Raw genomic sequence first — 19,762 nt, 5'->3', positions numbered from 1 at the left:
ACTCCTAACCGAGGCTAATATCAGATTTATATTTCAACATGTGATTCATTGATTACAGTAGCTATAATGTCTACAATTTCATTGATATTCTTAGCTTCACCAAATTTAATCATCGGAATAGAAGCATTGACTATCTCTAATGTGTTAATAATAATCTCAGCACGGTCAATCGAGTTTGCTCCTAATTCTTGTAAGCTATCCTGAATCATAATATTTACACCCTCAAGTTCAGGAACAATCTCATAAATACTTTCTTTAATAACTTTAAATATTTCGTTTTTTAGCATATTCATCTACATCCTTTTCACTCAAATTATTTGTACTAAAAGAGTATATAGAAGCATATTTTATAATATAGGAGATGCATTCTTTGTTTGTTGTAATAGACGTACTTCTATATGTTAATTAGGCATTATAATTGATTACTTAAATATCTTCGAAAATAGGTTAAAAGAAACCCATTTTAAGCTAAACAGTGAAAAAATCCGATTTTTTTCATTATACTTGTCTAGGATTTATGTATAATTTCTCAATTTTTTCTTTAACTTCTGGACGATGAAAGGTTATATCATGCATTTTAATCTCTTGTTTAACAACTTCAGAAATTTTTTTTCGATGCTCGTTGACAAGTTGATCCTTTAATGAAACTAACGATATTCTAGGTTTTTCTGCAATGATTTCAGCAAGCTCTAGTGCTTGATTTAATACCTCTTTACGTGGATATACTTCAAAAGGGATACCTCTTTTTTTTAGCTCCTCCCCACGAAAGGTTCTAGCACTCATCAAAATGTCTTCAGCCAGAGCTATTCCAAATTTAGCAGGGAATATATAAGTTGAACCAAAACCTGGTGTAAATCCGAAATTCATAAAGTTAGCAGTATAAACACTTTCTTTTGAAAAAATTACGAAATCCGAAAACATCGCAAACGCTAAACCGCCACCTATTGCATGCCCCTGTACAGCAGCTATTACAGGAATTCTACAATCTAAAGGAAGGCTATAGATATTAGTAGTTCCAGGTGAAATTTTATCAAAATTAGCCTTTCCTTCCTGAATAGCTAATAAAGCATCCTTCGTGCCCCCTGTCGCAAAGTAGTTATCATAACCAGTAATAACCATTACTTTATATTTAGAATTTTTATCAACTTCCGCAAATGCTTCCCTAATTCCTAGTAACAATTCATTTGTAAATGTATTTTTGTTTTCTCTGTCTTGCATTTTTATTAATGCAATTCCTGGTTTGATTTCCTTTAGCTCTACTACCGAATTCATTATTCAACCCTCCCATGGATACACTCCATTTTCTACAAATTGATAAATCCGACTTAAGTTATCTTTATCTGTAAATATCTGCTGATTAGCAGTAACAGCACCATTCTTACTCTTGATAAGCATGTCATTTAGGTCACCCATATAGTTTTTATAATGTTGAATTGCCGATTTAGGCAGCTTAGTTAGGCGAGTAAGATGTTGTTTTAAGAGCACATTACTTTTTGCCTGATATGCATCAACTAATCCCCAGTTATGAGCTTGCTTTACATCTATGCCATTTGTTTTAAGAGTTAAATAATGTGCTCTTTGATAACCTATTTTACGTGTCAGAAAAGGTAGAACCATTGCTGGGTATAAACCAAACAATAACTCGGACAAGCTAAATACAGCAGTTTCGTCAGCTATAACAATATCGCTTGCAGCAACAAATCCCACTCCCCCAGCATTGGTAGTTCCACGTACATGTGAAATGGTAACAAACGGACCATTCGTCATTTTCAACCACAAGTCATAAAGTATATCTGGTCTATAGGCTTGTTCACTACTTTGCTTCATGTCTACTTCTTGTAAATCTGCACCAAAACAGAATACTTCTGGGGAACCTTCAAAAATAACGATACTACTTCTTTCTTTACATATCTTCATAACCTGTGTACATTCTCTTATCAGTACCTCATTAATTGTATTTTTTGCCTCTGGACGATTAAATTGTATAAAACAAATAGGATCTTCAAACCGGACTTTTAGTGTTTTCCACTCCAACCTTATACACCCACTTGAAATTTACTTTACATTAACCTGCATCACTAATTCGTATACAGCGGTAAACTCACCCTAATTTCTAATGTATTATTCTGTATGATTGCTTGAGTGCTTCCACCCATCTGTTCGGCAAGAAGCTTTACTATAGATAGCCCTAGACCGCCAGATTTACTTCTTGCTTGATCCCCAGTATAGAAACGTTCAAAAAGCCGTTCCCCCTCATTTGCTGTCAAGTTTTCTACCTGGTTTTTGAAGGAAATAATGGCATTTTCCTCCATAAGTAAACTTACTTGGATTTGCCCTTGTGAATGTTGAATACAATTATGAATAAGATTTTTTATTATTCTTTGAACCAAATGTTTATCAGCTAAAACGAAAATAGATGGTGTCTGATTTAATTGAATGGATAATTTATTTTCTTCCAGGTAGGGAATAAAAGTCACAAGACATTCTCCTACAAGGCTATTAAGGTTTGTTCGTTCTAAATTAATCATTGGCTCAGCATTTGAAAGATAAGAGTACTCAAAGAAATGTTGAATCAAATTTTCTAAGTCTTCTGTATGTTTTTCAGCAATTTTAAGCCTTCTTATTTGCTCTTGAGACAACTCTTCTCGTTTCATTAATTGTTGATAGCCCTTAATTGCAGTAAGTGGCGTTCGCAAGTCATGAGAAATATTAACGATTAATTCCTTAAACTTCTTATCTTCACGTATACTTTTAAGACGAATATTCTCTTCGACCTTTAGATATTTGTTAACAATAGTTGTCAGTTTATTAATGTCTTTATTTATTAATTCAACACTTACAGGCTGACGGGTATGTTCTCTTAAACGTTTTTCAAGCTGCAAATTTATTTTACGGAGTTGTAGTTGCATAAGTCCGATATAGATGACTAATACAAGAATTATTACTATTAAAATAACAACTACAATATTCACTTCTGACCAGCCTTCCAATTATTTAATTTCTGACTTTCTAAAAACTCCATTTGTAATGCTAAGCATCCATACAATAAATAATAGGCTGACACCAATAGCTTTTAAAATATCAGCTATTTCTGAATCCATGAAAAGATCCTGATTATTTACAGAAAACGGTGTAAAAGAAAGGATATTTTCTATAGCCGAAATTTCAGTCCCCAAACCTCCTAGTATTTGTAAAACCATGATAATACCGAAGCCTAAGAAGATAACTAACGAAGTCTTTCTTACGATAAACGCAAGAAGTATACCTATACTCATTTGGGAAGCATATGCTAACATCATAACAAGCATAATAACAAGCATTTTTCCTACTACTGCTCCTGTTAAATTTAGTTCTGTCTGATTTGCTAAAATATGAAGGAATATCGATGCAGAAAACGGTTCGGAAAACTCCGCTCCAGTGGAAAACGCAATGATTGTAACGACCGTGTACGGTAAAATCATAAGGAATACTAATAAATATAAAACAATCGCTTTACTAATAATTACAACGCCTCTACTATTGCCACAAGAGGAAATCGTATCATTTATTGATTTGTTACTAAAATCGCTACATATATAGATACCTGCTAAAAATGGTCCAACAATTGCTATTGTCATAACATCACTTAATCCTGATATGGGTCCACTTATTTCAGCACCTACTTTTCCTTGAGCCACTAAATAGGATACTAATGTCACAATTGCGGCGGCAGCCCACATAATTAAAAACAATATTTGAATAGATTTAGACTTTTTTAATTTATATAGATCAGCCTGAATGATATTAATCATTTTTTTCACCTCCAATAACAGAAATAAAATAGTTTTCTAACGTATCTCCCTCTACAGAAAAATTTGTTGCAATAATTCCGTTTTCAAAAATAGTCTTGGCAACTTTTTTCTTATCATCAACATAGCTATAAAGTTTTATAGTCTTATCAGGCATTATTTTATAATTGGTAGTGCCTAATTCTGTTTCTAATATAACTAGAAGATCCTCCGGGTTTTCACATTCAATAAGAAGATGTCTCTGACATTTATTCTCCAGCTCTTCTAGCGTTAAGGTTTGTTTGATTTCTCCATCATGGATAATAATATAATCTGTTGCTACCTGATATAACTCAGGGAGATTATGACTTGAAATAATAACGGTTATATGTCTCTCTTCACATAGCTTCTTAAGTAAAACTCTTATTTCTTTCACACCAATTGGATCTAGCCCATTAATTGGTTCATCAAGAATAAGTAATTCAGGATTATTAATCAAAGAAACTGCAATTCCCAATCTCTGCTTCATACCAAGTGAAAAATCTTTAACCTGTTTTTTTCCTGTATCACCCAATCCCACTAACTGTATTAGTTCATCCTCAATTTCTTCATTCGAAATACCTCGTAAAACTCTATGATATCTGATGTTTTCCTTTGCTGATAGACTGAGGTTAACACTCGGTGATTCTATCATGCACCCAATTCTCTTACGTTCAGCTTGAATATCTTTAGGACTTTCTTTCCCAAAAAGCTCCATTTTCCCTGATGTCGGAAAACTTAGACCTGCAATAATCCTCATTAAAGTACTTTTACCAGCCCCATTACTTCCAATTAATCCATATATTTTTCCAGATTCTATTGTAATGGAAACATTTCGTAACGCATCTGCCTTACGAAATGTTTTGGTAATATCGCTTGTTTTTAACATATAATCTATCATCCATCATCACCTCAATTCCAAATATAATATCTAAAAGTTAAGAAAAGGTTAAGAATAAAAAAAGGGTTAAGAAAATTTTTTCTTAAGCCTTATACATGCGATATCCTAATCCCCATACTGTTTCTACATAGTCGATATCAGGGTTAACCGTTTTTAATTTATTTCGCAAATTACTGATATGTGTTTTTACTGAATTATCATCTCCTAAATATTCTTTATTCCATAAAGATTCATAAATATTACTTTTCGAATAAACTTTTCCAGGATTCCGCATTAATAATTCCATGATGAGATATTCCTTTGCAGTTAGGTCTAATTTTACTCCAGATAAAGTAAGTTCTTTATTCGTAATATCTAAGTTTAAATCTCTATACTTCAATACATTATTTGCTTTCTTCTGACTATTATAATGACGTAGGTTAGTCATTATTCTAGCGGAAACTTCTCCTAAGTTAAATGGCTTTGTTATGTAATCATCGGCACCTAATCTTAATAAGTCAATCTTCGTTGAAACCATATCTTTAGCCGAAATAATGATTATCGGAATGTCGTGAAATGCTCGAATTTCTTTTAAAATTTCCTCGCCACTTTTATATGGAAGCATGATATCTAACAAAATCAAGTTGTATTGATTCTTTTTAGCTTCCATTAGACCTTCCATTCCATTAAGTTCAATGCTCACTTCATATCCTTCATCTTTTAAAAACTCTGCTAGCAATCTACTTACATCTTCATTATCTTCAATAATCAGTATTTTTTCCATTTGTGATTAATATAGAAGTAGTGCTGTTTTCCTGCACTTTACTTCCAACTGTATGTGATCCTAAAATACAGTTTCTCCTTTCCTTCATTTTCTAGTTTATAATTAAATAAAAATTGCTACTCTGAAAGTCTCTTGTTGTCCGAATTTTAAACCTATTAAGCTATTCGACCAAAGGATAGTATAACCCTCTTATTTCTTTATTTACTAAACAAATTGCTTCTAAAGTTTTATAAATTTAACATCATTCCCTTACCCCAAGTCCTATATTGTTGCTATTTTGTTTAAACATACCAAGGTACTAAAGAGAATTCATAAGAAGTAACAAATAAATAAAGAGGATGTTTAAAAAAATAGAACACCCTCCGCTACTGAAATTCATTTGTTAGATGACTCTTCAAAACTTTCATAATAGTAAATATTCTTAAAATAACTTATTCACTTTCCAACATAATAAGTTTCCGTCGGCCCTAAATAGCTAGCTGCCGGCTTCTTACCTTCTGGATAGATTACTAGCTTTTCTAATACATATCCTGGGCTTACTGCATAAATTCTTAGTGTATTCAATCCTGCTTTACACTCGATTCGATGACAGTATCGATGGATATTATTCAGCACATCCACTCCCCAATTATCACTTTCCCCAACGATATATTCTTCTGGGATAATATTAACAATGTTGATGTCATCCTCATTTGCTTGGATACCACAGAATAACGTATTATCCTTTGTAACTGGATTAGAAGGCTGTAGATATAATTCTACTTCATGCGTTCCAGCTTCCAGTACGACAAAATGATATTCCAGATAGGGTGCATCCTCCCCTACTGAAAAATGCTTGGTTGTTGGAAAAGCCTTCATGGCAGATAATGTTTTGCCATAGCCTTCAAGCACTTCAAATCGATACATGTCCCCCTGTTGATTCACTGCTTCCTTGTTTAGAAAATAATGCTCGGCTTCTATCGAAATATAGCCATTCGTATCTATAAAAGTCCGCTCAGGGAATTCTTTGTAATCATTTTGGGCTGCGTATACTAGAATGGTACACGTACCACAAGGCATTTCTACGACAATACGCCCCTCTGAATCGTCTCCCATTTCCTTACGATTAATGCTCACCTGAATGACTTCCGATGTTTTATCTCTACCATCCAAACTACCACTCGTTTTCGAACATGTTAGCCATTGGTTTTCACAAGTAATCATAAACTCTGCATTTTTTTCACTTAAGCTAGAAATAGTGAATGTCGCTTCCTCTATATGCGGCTGTAGAAATGCATCTAAATACAGTGTATTATTATGCCATGCTGGGCCTTCCGAATGCTGATTCGTCCCATCTATGGAAACAATTAATCTCGGTTTATTAGCGGGGAACACTTGCATAAGAATTGGGTTTTGACATCCTTCTTCATTCCAGTTCGTAAAACCGATATGCTCAGACATCCCCATTCCATACCACTTCCCATTATCAATGGTATGATATTGCTCAACCAGTTCTCTATCTCTGGTCAAACACGCTCTAATTTGTTCCGCTAATTTGTTTGCTTCCATTTTACCAAGCTTGGCATCATCATGATTTTTCCCGGTAAGAAGCCACATCTTCTGCAAGTTCAAGTTTCCTACAGCAGGATAATAGACTAAAGAGAAAAACTTTGGTAATTTCTCTGAATCCACTTGTTTATATAGTTCCTCTGCAGCCTTTAAAAGATAATCGATTTGCTGTAATGTCTGATCTGTTTCCCTATAATGAACAGGATGATAGACTTCTGCATTCATATGCTCTGGTCTGCGATTATGTGCCATTTTCGTGTAGCCTGTTAGGAGTTCAAAAACCTTCTCCTTTTTCACTTCATTAAATACACCGTCAAACTGGGTATCAATCCATTTTCTCGTATAATCATCTGTCTTATTTTTGGCAGAGGTTCCCCATTTTTCAAAGTCATAAGCCAAATCTAAGAAATAAGATAACGGGAATTCCTGTGTAGCAATATCTCCTACATTTACAATCCATAAATCCCGAACACCAAAATCGTAAGCCATTGTCATCTGTTCCCATATCTTCGGAAGATACGAACTATTTATCCATTCATAGGAAATGGGTCCACCATGATAATCAAAATGATAGTACATCCCATAGCCACCTGAATGGCTGCGCATTTCTTCTGTTGGCAATGTACGCAGATTTCCATGGTTATCATCACAGAGCATAAGAATGATATCTTCAAGCTCCTCCGATCCGATTAAGCCAGCCGTATGTTCATCCCCATAAAAGAAGGGTTCTACTTCTTTATATAAAGCTAGCATTCTTGGAACTTCGGAAAGATTTGGATTGATATTTTCTCGGATTAATTGATTTTGCGTTTGGATGACATTTCGCAGTAATTCGATATTATCTGCAAGGGTAGCATCTTTCCCCATAATAGTTGTATCCGCTTCCCCACGCATCCCAACCGTAATGACATTTTCAAAGTTTCCGTTCCGCTTCAGACCATCTTTCCAAAACTTCGTAATGCCTTCTCTATTTGCAATAAAATTCCAGGCGTCTCCATAAATAGAGTCCTTCCCACGCAAATATTTATATTCCTCTCCATTTCGCAAACAAGGCTCATGATGGGACGCCCCCATGACTACCCCATATTCATCTGCTAATACTGCATTTAACAATCCTGGTCCATCCTCGCTAAAACGAGCAGACCACATAGCTGGCCATAGATAATTTCCTTTCAATCTCAGCAATAATTCAAAAACATGGTCATACATTTCCGCATTAAAGCCGCCAAAATTCTTCGTCGTCCAGTTTCCAAAAGCAGGCCATTCATCATTGATAAAAAAACCACGGTAACGCACATACGGCTCTTTCGAAAGATATTTTAAATCTCCACTCAATGAGAATGACTCTTTATGCTTTGGTTTAACATCACACCAATCCACCAACGGAGAAACGCCAAGGAGCTCTGATAAATGAAATAGCCCGTAGATTGTTCCACGCTTATCACTCCCAGCGATTACTAGTGCTTTTTCTACATCTTCAAAGGGATTTTCAATGACTTGAAATAAATAAACTTCCCTCTTTCCTTTCACTTCTGACAGATCAATCAGCTGTTTCTCTTCCAATTCATGAAGCATTGGGCTATGGTTCAAGGTTCCATATAAAACAGCATGCTTTCCAAGCTTCTTTCTGTCCGAAGTCGCTTGTGGTGCATAGCCAAACACTAACTCCACATCCCCCATAACCTTTCTAGCAATTTTATGTATTCCACTAAATGCCTCTTTTTCTTGGTAAATTAAGGAGCCAGTATGATCAACTGCTGTTACACTTTTTAACATGTCTCTGTTAATCGTAAATTCCATATAAACACCTCTTCTATTGGTTAGGTTTATGACAGATTTTTTACTAGTGGTTGATATAATTGTAAGCGATTACTATTAGTTCTATAATAATACCATATTCTATTTTCCAAATGTGCAAAAGAATACAAATTACAGCTTTCTATTAAAAAAACAGTAGGATTCCCTACTGCTCAGCACTATTTATTTCATCTTTTAGATCCTGAATTCATTTCATCTCTAGTCTTTTCAAAAAAATCATTCACCCGCTTCCCAATAGCCCCCTCTGAAATGGTCAAAAGCTTACCATCACCGACAATCTGCTTCCCTTTCACATACACATCCTTGATAGCATTTGGCTGCATCGAATAGACAATATTTGCAATTAAATTAGTTTTTGGTAATAATGACAAATCATTCGTATCAATCGCCACAAAATCAGCTTGCATTCCCTGTTCTAATTTTCCGATTGGTAAACGCAGGATTTCTCCAGCATTTTTTGTGCCCATATCAAATACTTGCTGGGCATTTACAATCGTTCCATCCAATCTATCAACCTTTTGCAAAATCGAGCACATTCTCATTTCCTCAAAAACAGAAATGCGATTATTGCTACATGCACCATCTGATCCCAATGTAATGTTCACACCTGCCTTCACCAAATCAGGAATCTTTGTAATTCCATCAGCTAAAAACATATTGCTAGATGGACAATAAGCAAGAGATGTGTTTCTAGAACCAAGGAGGTCTATTTCAGCTTGTTCTAGCCAAACCAAATGAATCGCGATCATTCGCTCATCCACTACTCCTAATGAATCTAAGTAATGGACTGGTCTAAGCCCATATTTCGCTAGCGTCTCTTCCACCTCAAAGGGTTCTTCTGCTACATGAATATGGAACGGTGTGTCAATCTCACAAGCAAGACGATGCCCGGCTTTAATCATTTCCGGAGATGCAGCATGTGGACTATGCGGCGCTGGTTGGATATGGATCATCGAATTGCCTTGATATTTCTTCGCAAGCGCATAGGTTCTGGAAACAGCATCATCAATTGTCTCGATATACGCTTTTGGAGCACCGTCCCAATCATACATTGTTCGTGCTAACACAAGTCTGATCCCAACATCCTTCGCAGCCTGGATAACTGCTTCATCATAGGCTATCCCATTGTTATGCACATAGAAAAAGTCACTGACCGTTGTCACCCCATAGCGGAGCATTTCTCCAAACGCAAACAAAGCACCAGTGTAAATCGCCTCTTCATCTAAGTAAGGCGTATATTTATATAATGCCTCATCTCGCCATTCCAAAAATGGTCGATCGACCGCAATTCCTCTTAGTAAACTTTGAAAGGAATGATTATGCGAATTGACAGTGCCTGGAATAATCGTTTTTCCTTCTAATGAATGAACAGTAGCTCCTTGATACTTTCCCTTTAACTGCTCAGTCGGACCAATTTCCTTAATCACTCCATCTTCCACATACAAACTATATTGCTCTTTAAAAGTTCCGTTCGTATAAATACTCTCCGCTATAAATAAGTTCCCCACCAATTCTCCTCCTTAGTGACTGTTATCCAATGCTAAAATAGAATGTAGTAAAACGTTGCCGACTTTTTCAATGTCCTCCATCCTGCTCTCCTCTTCTGGACAATGACTTTTCCCAGCTAAACTCGGAACAAATAACATACCTGCTTGGGTAACCGATGCCATATGGGCAGCATCATGACCTGCCATGCTTCCTAATCGGTAAGACGGATAGCTAAGATTAGCCGCCTGCTCCTCACAGCATGCTACTATCTTTTCACTCATCGGTACCGGTGCTTGATCAAGCTTTACTATTCGTTTTAATTCCACCTTTCTATGCCTATGCATGATTTGCACCTTCTCTTCCCATTTTGCTAACACATCTTGAATTTTCTCCTTTGTTTGCCCTCTAAGTTCTAAAGAGAATGTCACTTCACCTGGTACAATATTCGTTGCATTTGGCTTTACGAAAACCTGACCAATTGTCCCAACAACCTCTTCATCAGGGTAGTTTCGTAAAATTTCTTCTAGGGCAAGCGCCATGCTTGCTGCTGCTAAAAATGCATCCACTCTATCCTTCATTAGTGTTGTCCCTGCATGATTCGCATCCCCTCTAACCGTTACTTCTTCCCGATAAATACCAGTAATGCCTGTCACAACCCCAACTGGGATATCACGTTGCAGCAACCGTTTCCCTTGTTCAATATGAACCTCCAAATAAGCGGCAAATTCATGAGGGTTTCTTACAGCACTTGCAAAATCATTGGGATTTCCCCCTGCTTCCCATAATGCGTCTGTTAATAATCGCCCGTCTGGATCCGTGACACCGACAATATCTTCAGCTGTTAATTTTCCAGTTATCGCTCTACTGCCAAAAGTGGAGAAACCAAATGGGTTAGGCTCCTCTGCGCTGAATGAAACTAGCTCTAATGGATGCATTGTTTTTACGTTATTTTCTTCTAACACACGCATCACTTCCAATGCGAGAATCACTCCAAGCGCTCCATCATAGATGCCGCCATTTGGAACTGAATCAATATGAGAACCAAATGTAAGGACAGGTAATTCTGGATTAGTCCCTTCTCTTCTCCCCCAAATATTTGCCGCTTCATCTACATGAACAGCTAGATTCAAGGAATGAAGCTCCTGCTTCAACCAATTTCTCGCTTCCATTTCAGCGGGAGTAAATGTCATCCGATCCATCCCTCCATTTGCATTACGACCAATCTCCCCTAAAGCAAACAGCTTCTGTTCTATTCGTTGTTTATTTACATTAAGCATTTTCCCCCTCGCTCCCTCTCGTAATTCTTTCAATCTATGATTAACAACCAAACTCCCCTAACCAAAAGTCAGGAGAGTTTTAGATTGTCATTTCTTAAAAAAACAAACTATAAAAGCAAAAATGCTAGTGGCGTTACAATAATCAGTGTTAAGATTGTTCGCTCAATCCAGATGACAAGCAATTTAGGAATACTAATTGGAATATCTGTTGATAGAATACATGGAACGAGAGAAGAGAAAAAGATAACGGCTGAAACGGATAACGTACCAATGACGAATCTAGTAATTAATTCCGCCTCTGCTACAAGCCCTGCTGGCAAGAACATTTCTGCAATCTCAACGGCTGATGCTTTTGCAGCTAGCATCGGATCTGGAATTTGCAGGATCCATGTAAATGGATAGAAAATCATTCCGATAATATCAAAAACCGGTGTATATTCTGCTAACACTAAGCCGAGTAACCCAACAGATAATATCGATGGCAAAATAGCCATTGTCATAATAAATCCATCTTTTAAATTACTAACGATATTTTTATAGATTGGTAATGAATGATCAACAGCCTCCATCGCTTGTTTCCATGCATGTTGAAATCGCTTCTCTTTAATGACCTCTTCTGGATTCGCATTTCCTTGATAATACTCCTCACTCATTCTGTTAAGTGGCCATATGCGCACCGTGATAGCTGTTACGGCAAATGTTACAACTAACGTAACCCAGAAATAAATATTCCAAATGTCCATTAAACCTAGTGTTTTCGCCACAACGATCATAAAGGTGGTGGAGACAGTAGAAAACCCTGTTGCAATAATTGTTGCTTCTTTGATATTGTATTTTCCTTCTTTATACACTTTGTTTGTAATCAACAGACCAATCGAATAGCTTCCTACAAAGGATGCAACAGCATCAATCGCAGAACGACCCGGAGTTTTCCAAATAGGGCGCATAACTGGCTGCAATAAAACTCCAATAAATTCTAATAATCCATACCCAGCTAATAATGCTAAAAACACAGCGCCAATTGGTACAAGCACCCCAACAGGAATCACTAGCTTATCAAATAGGAATGGTCCCATTCCTGGTTCAAAAAACCATGCAGGTCCAACTTTAAAAACATAAAATATCGCAAAAACAAGACCGATGATTTTGAAAAAGGATAAGACGATATTGACCGCATTTTTTTTCCATGATTTATTAACAAATGGATAAATAGCGCCAAATAAGATAACAAGTAATGCATAATATGGTAAGGCCGCTGGAACAGATTGTTGAACATAGGTGACTAGATGATCGAGTGGAATTGTGGAGCTGTCATTGATGGTAATAGGAATAAAAAAAGTAAAAATACCGATTAAGCTGTAAACAATAAACTTAAAAACTTTTAGACTATTATTTGGGATTTTTTCTTCTGCAAAAGGGATTTGTTTTTCCGTATTTTCCATGTAAGTTCCTCCATTTTATGATTTTTTATACATCTTGCTTTTGGTGGAGAAAATGCTAGTAATCTCCACCAAATCATTACCACCTTCATTGAAGCTGTTTTTGTATAACGACTGGTATTCCTTTTTTTATCACAGTATCCACATGGTTCATTCCATACTGATAGGATAGGGTTAGGTAATTGGGTACATCGAAAATGGTTATGTCTGCTTGCTTTCCTTTTTCCAAGCTCCCTATCGTGTCAGCACGACCAATGGCATGTGCTGCATTGATAGTTGTTGCGGTTATAACTTCTTCTGGTGTCATGCCCATTTTCAAGCATCCTAAATTCATAATGAATGGGAGTGATAGGGTTGGCGAGGAACCTGGATTGGCATCTGTTGATAGGGCTACAGCAACTCCTCTATCTATCATTTTTCTTGCCTCTGCAAATTCTGCCATTAGGAAAAATGCGGTACCTGGTAATAAAACAGCTATGACATCACGCTCTGCCATCTGTTCAATCCCTTGACTAGAAGCTCTTAATAAGTGATCTGCAGATATCGCACCTACTTCAGCTGCTAGTTCTGCCCCTCCGTATGGTTCAATTTCATCGGCATGAATTTTCGGAATTAATCCATGTTCCTTCCCAGCTTCTAAAATGCGACGTGATTGTTCTGGTGTAAACACACCACGCTCACAAAAGACGTCATTAAAAGTTGCTAAGCCCCTACGTGCCACTTCTGGAATCATCTCGTCAATGACTTGATCAACAAATCGTTCTGGATCGTCTTTATCTGCCAGCGGGATGGCATGTGCTCCCATAAAAGTAGAAACGATATCCATGTGATGATTCTGCTGTAGTTTTTTTGCAACCTCGAGTTGTTTTATTTCATGCTCTAGGGACAAGCCATAGCCACTTTTAGCCTCTACTGTTGTCACACCATGGGTTAAAAATTTATCTAATCTAGCTTTTGACTCCGCATATAATTGCTCAAATGATGCTTCCTGTGTCGCCCGAGTGGTGGCATGAATCCCTCCCCCTGCGTTCATAATATCCATATAGGTTTTTCCTTGTAGACGCATCGCATATTCATTCTCTCTTGTTCCGGCATGGACTAAATGTGTATGCGGATCGATTAAACCAGGGGTTACCGTCTTATTCGTTGCATCGATATGATTTGCAGCGGCAATCAATTCTGGATATTTTGCTTCGATTGCACTTGTTTCTCCAACATCAAGAACCTTACCATCCTGCACGAGTACTGCTCCATTTTCTATCACAGTAATCTCACTCATTGCTTGTTTTTTAGCTGGCTTTTCCGTATGACCTTCTACAGTAATTAGTTGTGCTGCATGTTTAATAAACAGTAAATCCGTCAAGCATTACACCTCCGCATTTTTTAGCATCGGAATATGGATTCCTTTTTCTTTCGCTGTTTTCACAGCAGATTCATAACCTGCATCGACATGTCTAACTACCCCCATACCTGGGTCTGTCGTCAATACTCGTTCGATTCGCTTTTCCGCATCTTTTGTCCCATCTGCAACAATGACCATGCCTGCATGAAGTGAGTAACCCATCCCAACACCGCCACCATGATGAACACTCACCCAGCTAGCTCCACCGACACTATTGATTAATGCATTTAGAATCGGCCAATCTGCTACCGCATCACTCCCATCCTTCATTCCTTCTGTTTCACGGTTTGGTGATGCAACAGAGCCAGAATCTAAATGGTCACGTCCGATAACGATTGGTGCTTTTAATTCTCCACTTGCCACCATATCATTAATGATTTTTCCAAACCTTGCCCGTTCCCCATAGCCAAGCCAGCAAATGCGGGATGGCAAGCCTTGGAAACTGATTTTGTCCTGTGCCATTTTGATCCACTTACATAAAGATTCATTGTCGCTAAATTCCCTTAAAATAACCTCATCTGTTTTGTAAATATCTTCCGGATCACCTGATAATGCTACCCACCGAAACGGCCCTTTTCCTTCACAGAATTGAGGACGAATATACGCTGGGACAAAGCCAGGAAAATCAAAGGCATTCTCAACCCCTTCATCTTTTGCAACCTGGCGAATATTGTTTCCATAGTCGAATGTTACTGCCCCTTTAGCTTGCATATCTAACATTGCCTGCACATGTGTTGCAATACTTTTTTTCGCTAATATGGTATACGCTTCTGGATTGGTATTTCTTAATTCTGCTGCTTCTTCAAGCGACATCTGAGCAGGTACATAGCCGTTCAAAGGATCATGGGAAGAGGTTTGATCTGTTAGTACCTCAGGAATAAATCCTCTCTCCAACATTTGAGGTAAAATTTCAGCAGCATTTCCGAGTAAGCCAATCGAAAGAGCACGACCTTTTTGCTTTGCCTCTTTTGCCATTTGGATAGCCTCATCTAAACTATCTGTGGAAATATCCAAGTATTTCGTCTCTAGTCTGCGGTCGATACGATGTTGATCCACTTCTATCGCAATACAAACACCTTCATTTAAGGTTACTGCTAACGGTTGAGCTCCACCCATTCCGCCAAGACCAGCAGTTAGTGTGATTGTTCCTTTCAGGCTGGATCCAAAATGCTGACGGGCACATTCTGCAAAAGTTTCATAAGTACCTTGAACAATCCCCTGGCTGCCGATGTAAATCCAGCTTCCAGCAGTCATCTGCCCGTACATCATTAATCCTTTTCTATCTAATTCATTAAAGTGGTCCCAATTGGCCCATGCAGGGACAAGATTGGAATTGGCAATTAACACTTTTGGCGCGTCTTTATGTGTTCTAAACACTGCAACTGGCTTTCCTGACTGAACAAGTAATGTTTCGTCCTCCTCCAATTGCTTTAATTCCTTTACAATCGCTTCATAGCATTCCCAGTTACGAGCGGCTTTCCCTATACCTCCATAAACAACTAATTGATCGGGATTTTCTGCTACTTCTGGATTGAGGTTATTATTTAACATCCGTAATGCTGCTTCTGAGATCCAATTTTTCGCGTGTAATGTAGTACCTGTATATTGTTCGACTTGTCTTTTTATTTGTGTCACATGTACCATCCCCCTAAATGATTAAATTTTCTTATAATTTAAACTTTATCAAAATTAATAAATTATAATAGGTAATTATCTTATGAAAAAGGATAATTATTTACGGGTTGTATCTGACAAGCTGTATGTAAACGGTTAAATTTATGATGATAATTTTGGATTGGATAAAAATATTAGATAATAACCTGTTTTATTGTTTTCAACGCAGTTAAAAATCAAAATATCTAAAGACGTCCCTGCCAATTATTTCTCAATAGGAGGCATCTTCTTAAGGCTTTTTTCGTAAAGTTTGTTGCTATCGCCCGCAGCCGGAATACACTTCGCTTTCCGTGGGGCTCGCGCTGAGCCGCTTCGTCGCTACGCTCCTGCAGGGTCTCAGGCTGTCTCGCTAATCCCACAGGAGTCTACGTGTATTCCGGCTGCTAATTGTTTCCAACTAATTCTTTTTACCTATTGAAGATAACAGCCTATATTAAAGTGTTTGCTGCCTGATAAATTCTCTTGGGGATAGTCCTGTTTGTTTTCTAAAGATGCGGCTGAAGTAATTTGGGTTATTAAAGCCGACTAATTTTGCTGTGTTTTGGATTGGTGTATCGGAGGTGCTTAAGATGTCCTTTGCCTTTTGAATACGGATATTTGTCAGGATTTCTCGAAAGCTTCTATTGTTTTTGTTTGTTAATAAATAGCTGAAATAGGATGGACTACGACCGATATGATTTGCTACTTCGACTAACGATAAATCAGAACGATAATAATTTTTTTCCATATAAGTAATCGCTGCTTCCATGATGTCCAGCTTCGGTTTTTCTACTCGTTGATTTTGGATATCAAATAAGTAATCAATAAACAAAATTATTTCCTGGACAATTCGATAAAGAACACTATAATTTAAGATTTTATTAAAAACATCCTTATAATAATTCTCACTGCTGCTATCTTGCAGTCCGCTTTTAATCATATAGCGACGAACCTGTGCAAGAATACTCGTTAACCTTGTTCGAAGCATACTAGGAGAAGGATAAGGACTTTTCATACTGAAAAATTCTCCGTACATCCATGCCTTAATTTCACTAATTTCCTTTTCATCAAGCATATGGACCCAATCCCGTTGCTGTTCCATCGTTAAAAAAGGATCTCTTTCGACCCAATCGTGAAAATCATTGGCGAGAATTACTTGGCGGTATCCTGTATAAAACGTTACGTTAATTGCTTTTCTTAAGTGATTATATGTCTGGTAGAGAGAATGCTGGTCGCGATGACTAATCGCAATTGCAAGAGGCGCATCATGCTCGATTTCCCATTCTCTTAAGAAACGCTTTGCTTCATTGATTTCATCCTGCAGTTCATGTTGAAAGGCAAGGACAAGATGATCACTCGTTGAAAAAATAACAGGCTTGTAATAAAAATCAAATTCATTACTAAATACTCTTATTTCATCCAATGCATCATTCCATTCACTTTCTATGAGAAATACTGGATATTCATACGGAATCATATCATCAATAAACAGTGCTTCATATTTCGAGTCATATGCTGTTCTCGAGGTATTTTTTTCATCTTTCAAAAGGGGTAATTGCATGCGCATTAATTCTTGAAAGGCTTTCTTGACGAGATTCGGCGTTAATGGTTTTACCAGTAAATCAACTGCTTTGACGGACATCGCCTGCATTGCACGCTCAAATGTAGTTTCAGCTGTAAGAGTAACGACCTTCTTTGCATATCTATTAATATAGGATTGAACCATCTTCCAATGGGTGTCTGGAATCATATCTAATTCAATAAACAAAATATCCGGTAAATCTGTTTCAAGCACTGCTAATACTTCTGCCAGTTCATTTCTTTTTTCCATGATAAAATCTGGGGATGAATATTTTGAAACAAGCCATTCTATTCCATTCACTTCTTGCCTGTCACGATCTGCAATCAAGATTTTAAACATAAAAACCTGCTCCCTTATTCATAATGACTTTGACACTATTATAACAGTAGACAGGCATTAGAATAATGCTATAATTTTCATTCTTAAATCTCTGAATCGATTTCAAATGATTCCTTCAATGCTTTACTTAACTTTTCGATATCATCCGCGAAAATCCGATCCTCCTCAATTGGAGCAACATAGTTTCTTACTTGCTCCACTACCTTTTTCGTAAAAGCTCCCATTCTATCTTTTCCGCGAATTTCCGCAGCTTGAGTCGCACAAATTAATTCAATCGCTAACACTTTTCGTGTATGTTCAATAATTTGATAGGCATGCCTCGCACCAATGGTCCCCATACTAACATGGTCCTCCTGATTTGCAGAAGACGGAATCGAATCCACACTAGCTGGATGGGCAAGAATTTTATTTTCCGACACCAATGAAGCTGCGACATACTGCATAATCATCGCCCCAGATTGCAATCCAGGCTTCGAGCTTAAGAATGCTGGCAAATCATTTAATTGAGGATTAACTAATCGTTCAATCCGCCGCTCCGAAATATTCGCCAATTCTGCCATCGCAATCCCCATAAAGTCCATCGCAAGTGCAATCGGCTGACCATGAAAATTCCCGCCAGAAATAACCTTTTCCCCATCGTTAAAAATTAAAGGATTATCTGTCGCTGCATTCATCTCTATTTCTAGTTTATGTTTCACATACTGCAACGTCTGCCAAGTAGCACCATGCACTTGGGGAATACAACGAAGCGAATAAGCATCCTGAATACGTAGTTCCCCTTGTACCGTTATTAGCTTACTACCAGCAAGATATGCGCGCATTCGCTGAGCGACATCAATTTGTTCTTGATATCCTCTTGCTTGGTGCACGTCATCATCGAATGCATCAATAATTCCCCTTAATCCTTCCATCGTAACTGCGGCAATTTGTTCCGATTGATAGGCTAGCTTCTCCGCTTCTAAGTAAGCAACAGCACCCATAGCAGTCATTGCTTGTGTTCCATTTATCAGTGCTAGCCCTTCCTTTGCGGAAAGCCTGATTGGTTCTATGCCTTCAGCTTGTAAAGCTTCCAATGAAGGTCTTCTTTTTCCTTTATAAAATACTTCTCCTTCTCCGAGAAGTGCTAAGGCAAGATGAGATAAGGGCGCAAGATCGCCGCTTGCTCCAAGGGATCCTTGCTGTGGTATGACGGGATGAATGGCTTTATTGAGAAGTGCTAGTAATCTATCAATAATGAGCGGTCGAACTCCTGAATATCCTTTTAGTAAGGCATTCGCCCTTAGAAGAAGAATAGCTCTTGAAACCACTTCAGCAAAAGGTTCACCTACTCCACAAGCATGGGAATGGATTAAATTGAGCTGTAGTGTTTCTACATCTTCCTTATCAATACGGACGTCGCTTAATTTGCCGAAGCCCGTATTAATGCCATAAACCGTTTTTCCTTGGTTTACGATTTCCTCGACGGCTTTTCGACTGTTTTTTACTTTTGTTAGGCTTTCTTTTGATGGTTGGACGGTTTCGTTGGTGTAGAGGATTTTTTTTAGGGTGGGTAAGGTTAGGTTGTTGCCGGTTAGGGTTAGCATGGTGGGTTCCTCCTTTAGGTTTAATCGGGTATAATACAAAAAACCTAATTTCTATTTTCAAGAAAAACATAAGTGAATCAATTTCATAAATTTAACGCTTAGAGCCTCAAGGTCTCAGAGACACAAAAAAAGGAGTACCTCCCCAAAATGTCGAATTTAGTAA

The 19,762-nt window shown here is 37.5% G+C and carries 15 protein-coding genes; all 15 read right to left on the bottom strand.

The features are described 5' to 3' along the window. Positions 1–26 precede the first annotated feature (26 nt). The 15 genes from ACTNDN_RS18275 to hutH all read right to left on the bottom strand — a co-directional run bounded on the left by ACTNDN_RS18275 (position 27) and on the right by hutH (position 19,599). On the bottom strand, positions 27–287 hold the full coding sequence (locus tag ACTNDN_RS18275; protein WP_031536442.1) for an acyl carrier protein: 261 nt from the start codon (positions 285–287) through the stop codon (positions 27–29). Positions 288–498: 211 nt separating this feature from the next. Further along, positions 499–1,275, bottom strand: coding sequence for a polyketide synthase (locus ACTNDN_RS18270; RefSeq protein WP_031536443.1), 777 nt, complete (start codon positions 1,273–1,275; stop codon positions 499–501). Then, positions 1,276–2,034 carry an enoyl-CoA hydratase/isomerase gene (locus ACTNDN_RS18265; protein ID WP_031536444.1) on the bottom strand — a complete coding sequence of 253 codons (759 nt, stop codon included), beginning with the start codon at positions 2,032–2,034 and terminating at the stop codon, positions 1,276–1,278. Between the two features lie 44 nt (positions 2,035–2,078). After that, complete coding sequence (locus ACTNDN_RS18260) at positions 2,079–2,972, bottom strand: sensor histidine kinase (RefSeq protein ID WP_031536445.1); 894 nt, start codon at positions 2,970–2,972, stop codon at positions 2,079–2,081. An 18-nt stretch (positions 2,973–2,990) separates the two neighbouring features. Further along, entirely contained in the window at positions 2,991–3,791 is an 801-nt protein-coding gene (locus ACTNDN_RS18255) for an ABC transporter permease (RefSeq protein WP_031536446.1), read from the bottom strand. Continuing rightward, on the bottom strand, positions 3,784–4,707 hold the full coding sequence (locus tag ACTNDN_RS18250) for an ABC transporter ATP-binding protein (RefSeq protein ID WP_031536447.1): 924 nt from the start codon (positions 4,705–4,707) through the stop codon (positions 3,784–3,786). Before ACTNDN_RS18250 ends, ACTNDN_RS18255 begins: the two co-directional genes overlap by 8 nt. 82 nt (positions 4,708–4,789) lie before the next feature. Further along, complete coding sequence (locus ACTNDN_RS18245) at positions 4,790–5,470, bottom strand: response regulator transcription factor (RefSeq protein ID WP_031536448.1); 681 nt, start codon at positions 5,468–5,470, stop codon at positions 4,790–4,792. Between the two features lie 435 nt (positions 5,471–5,905). Beyond that, on the bottom strand, positions 5,906–8,818 hold the full coding sequence (locus tag ACTNDN_RS18240) for a glycosyl hydrolase 115 family protein (protein WP_441131687.1): 2,913 nt from the start codon (positions 8,816–8,818) through the stop codon (positions 5,906–5,908). A gap of 185 nt (positions 8,819–9,003) precedes the next feature. Continuing rightward, the gene (locus tag ACTNDN_RS18235; RefSeq protein ID WP_441131686.1) at positions 9,004–10,344 is read right to left on the bottom strand and encodes an amidohydrolase family protein; all 1,341 of its coding nucleotides are present in this window, start codon (positions 10,342–10,344) and stop codon (positions 9,004–9,006) included. A 12-nt stretch (positions 10,345–10,356) separates the two neighbouring features. Further along, positions 10,357–11,601 carry a Zn-dependent hydrolase gene (locus ACTNDN_RS18230; RefSeq protein WP_441131684.1) on the bottom strand — a complete coding sequence of 415 codons (1,245 nt, stop codon included), beginning with the start codon at positions 11,599–11,601 and terminating at the stop codon, positions 10,357–10,359. Positions 11,602–11,708: 107 nt separating this feature from the next. Then, complete coding sequence (locus tag ACTNDN_RS18225) at positions 11,709–13,043, bottom strand: YjiH family protein (RefSeq protein ID WP_441131683.1); 1,335 nt, start codon at positions 13,041–13,043, stop codon at positions 11,709–11,711. Positions 13,044–13,128: 85 nt separating this feature from the next. After that, on the bottom strand, positions 13,129–14,403 hold the full coding sequence (gene hutI / locus ACTNDN_RS18220) for an imidazolonepropionase (RefSeq protein WP_441131682.1): 1,275 nt from the start codon (positions 14,401–14,403) through the stop codon (positions 13,129–13,131). A gap of 3 nt (positions 14,404–14,406) precedes the next feature. After that, complete coding sequence (hutU, locus tag ACTNDN_RS18215; RefSeq protein ID WP_235252014.1) at positions 14,407–16,086, bottom strand: urocanate hydratase; 1,680 nt, start codon at positions 16,084–16,086, stop codon at positions 14,407–14,409. A gap of 463 nt (positions 16,087–16,549) precedes the next feature. Beyond that, the gene (locus tag ACTNDN_RS18210; RefSeq protein ID WP_349204738.1) at positions 16,550–18,016 is read right to left on the bottom strand and encodes a helix-turn-helix domain-containing protein; all 1,467 of its coding nucleotides are present in this window, start codon (positions 18,014–18,016) and stop codon (positions 16,550–16,552) included. Positions 18,017–18,099: 83 nt separating this feature from the next. Beyond that, complete coding sequence (hutH, locus tag ACTNDN_RS18205; protein WP_031536456.1) at positions 18,100–19,599, bottom strand: histidine ammonia-lyase; 1,500 nt, start codon at positions 19,597–19,599, stop codon at positions 18,100–18,102. Between the last annotated feature and the right edge of the window lie 163 nt (positions 19,600–19,762).

Source organism: Niallia sp. HCP3S3_B10 (assembly GCF_052064465.1).
Lineage (GTDB): Bacteria > Bacillota > Bacilli > Bacillales > Cytobacillaceae > Niallia > Niallia hominis.
The sequence above is the reverse complement of the archived record's forward strand: the minus strand, read 5'-3'. Positions and strand labels throughout refer to the sequence as shown.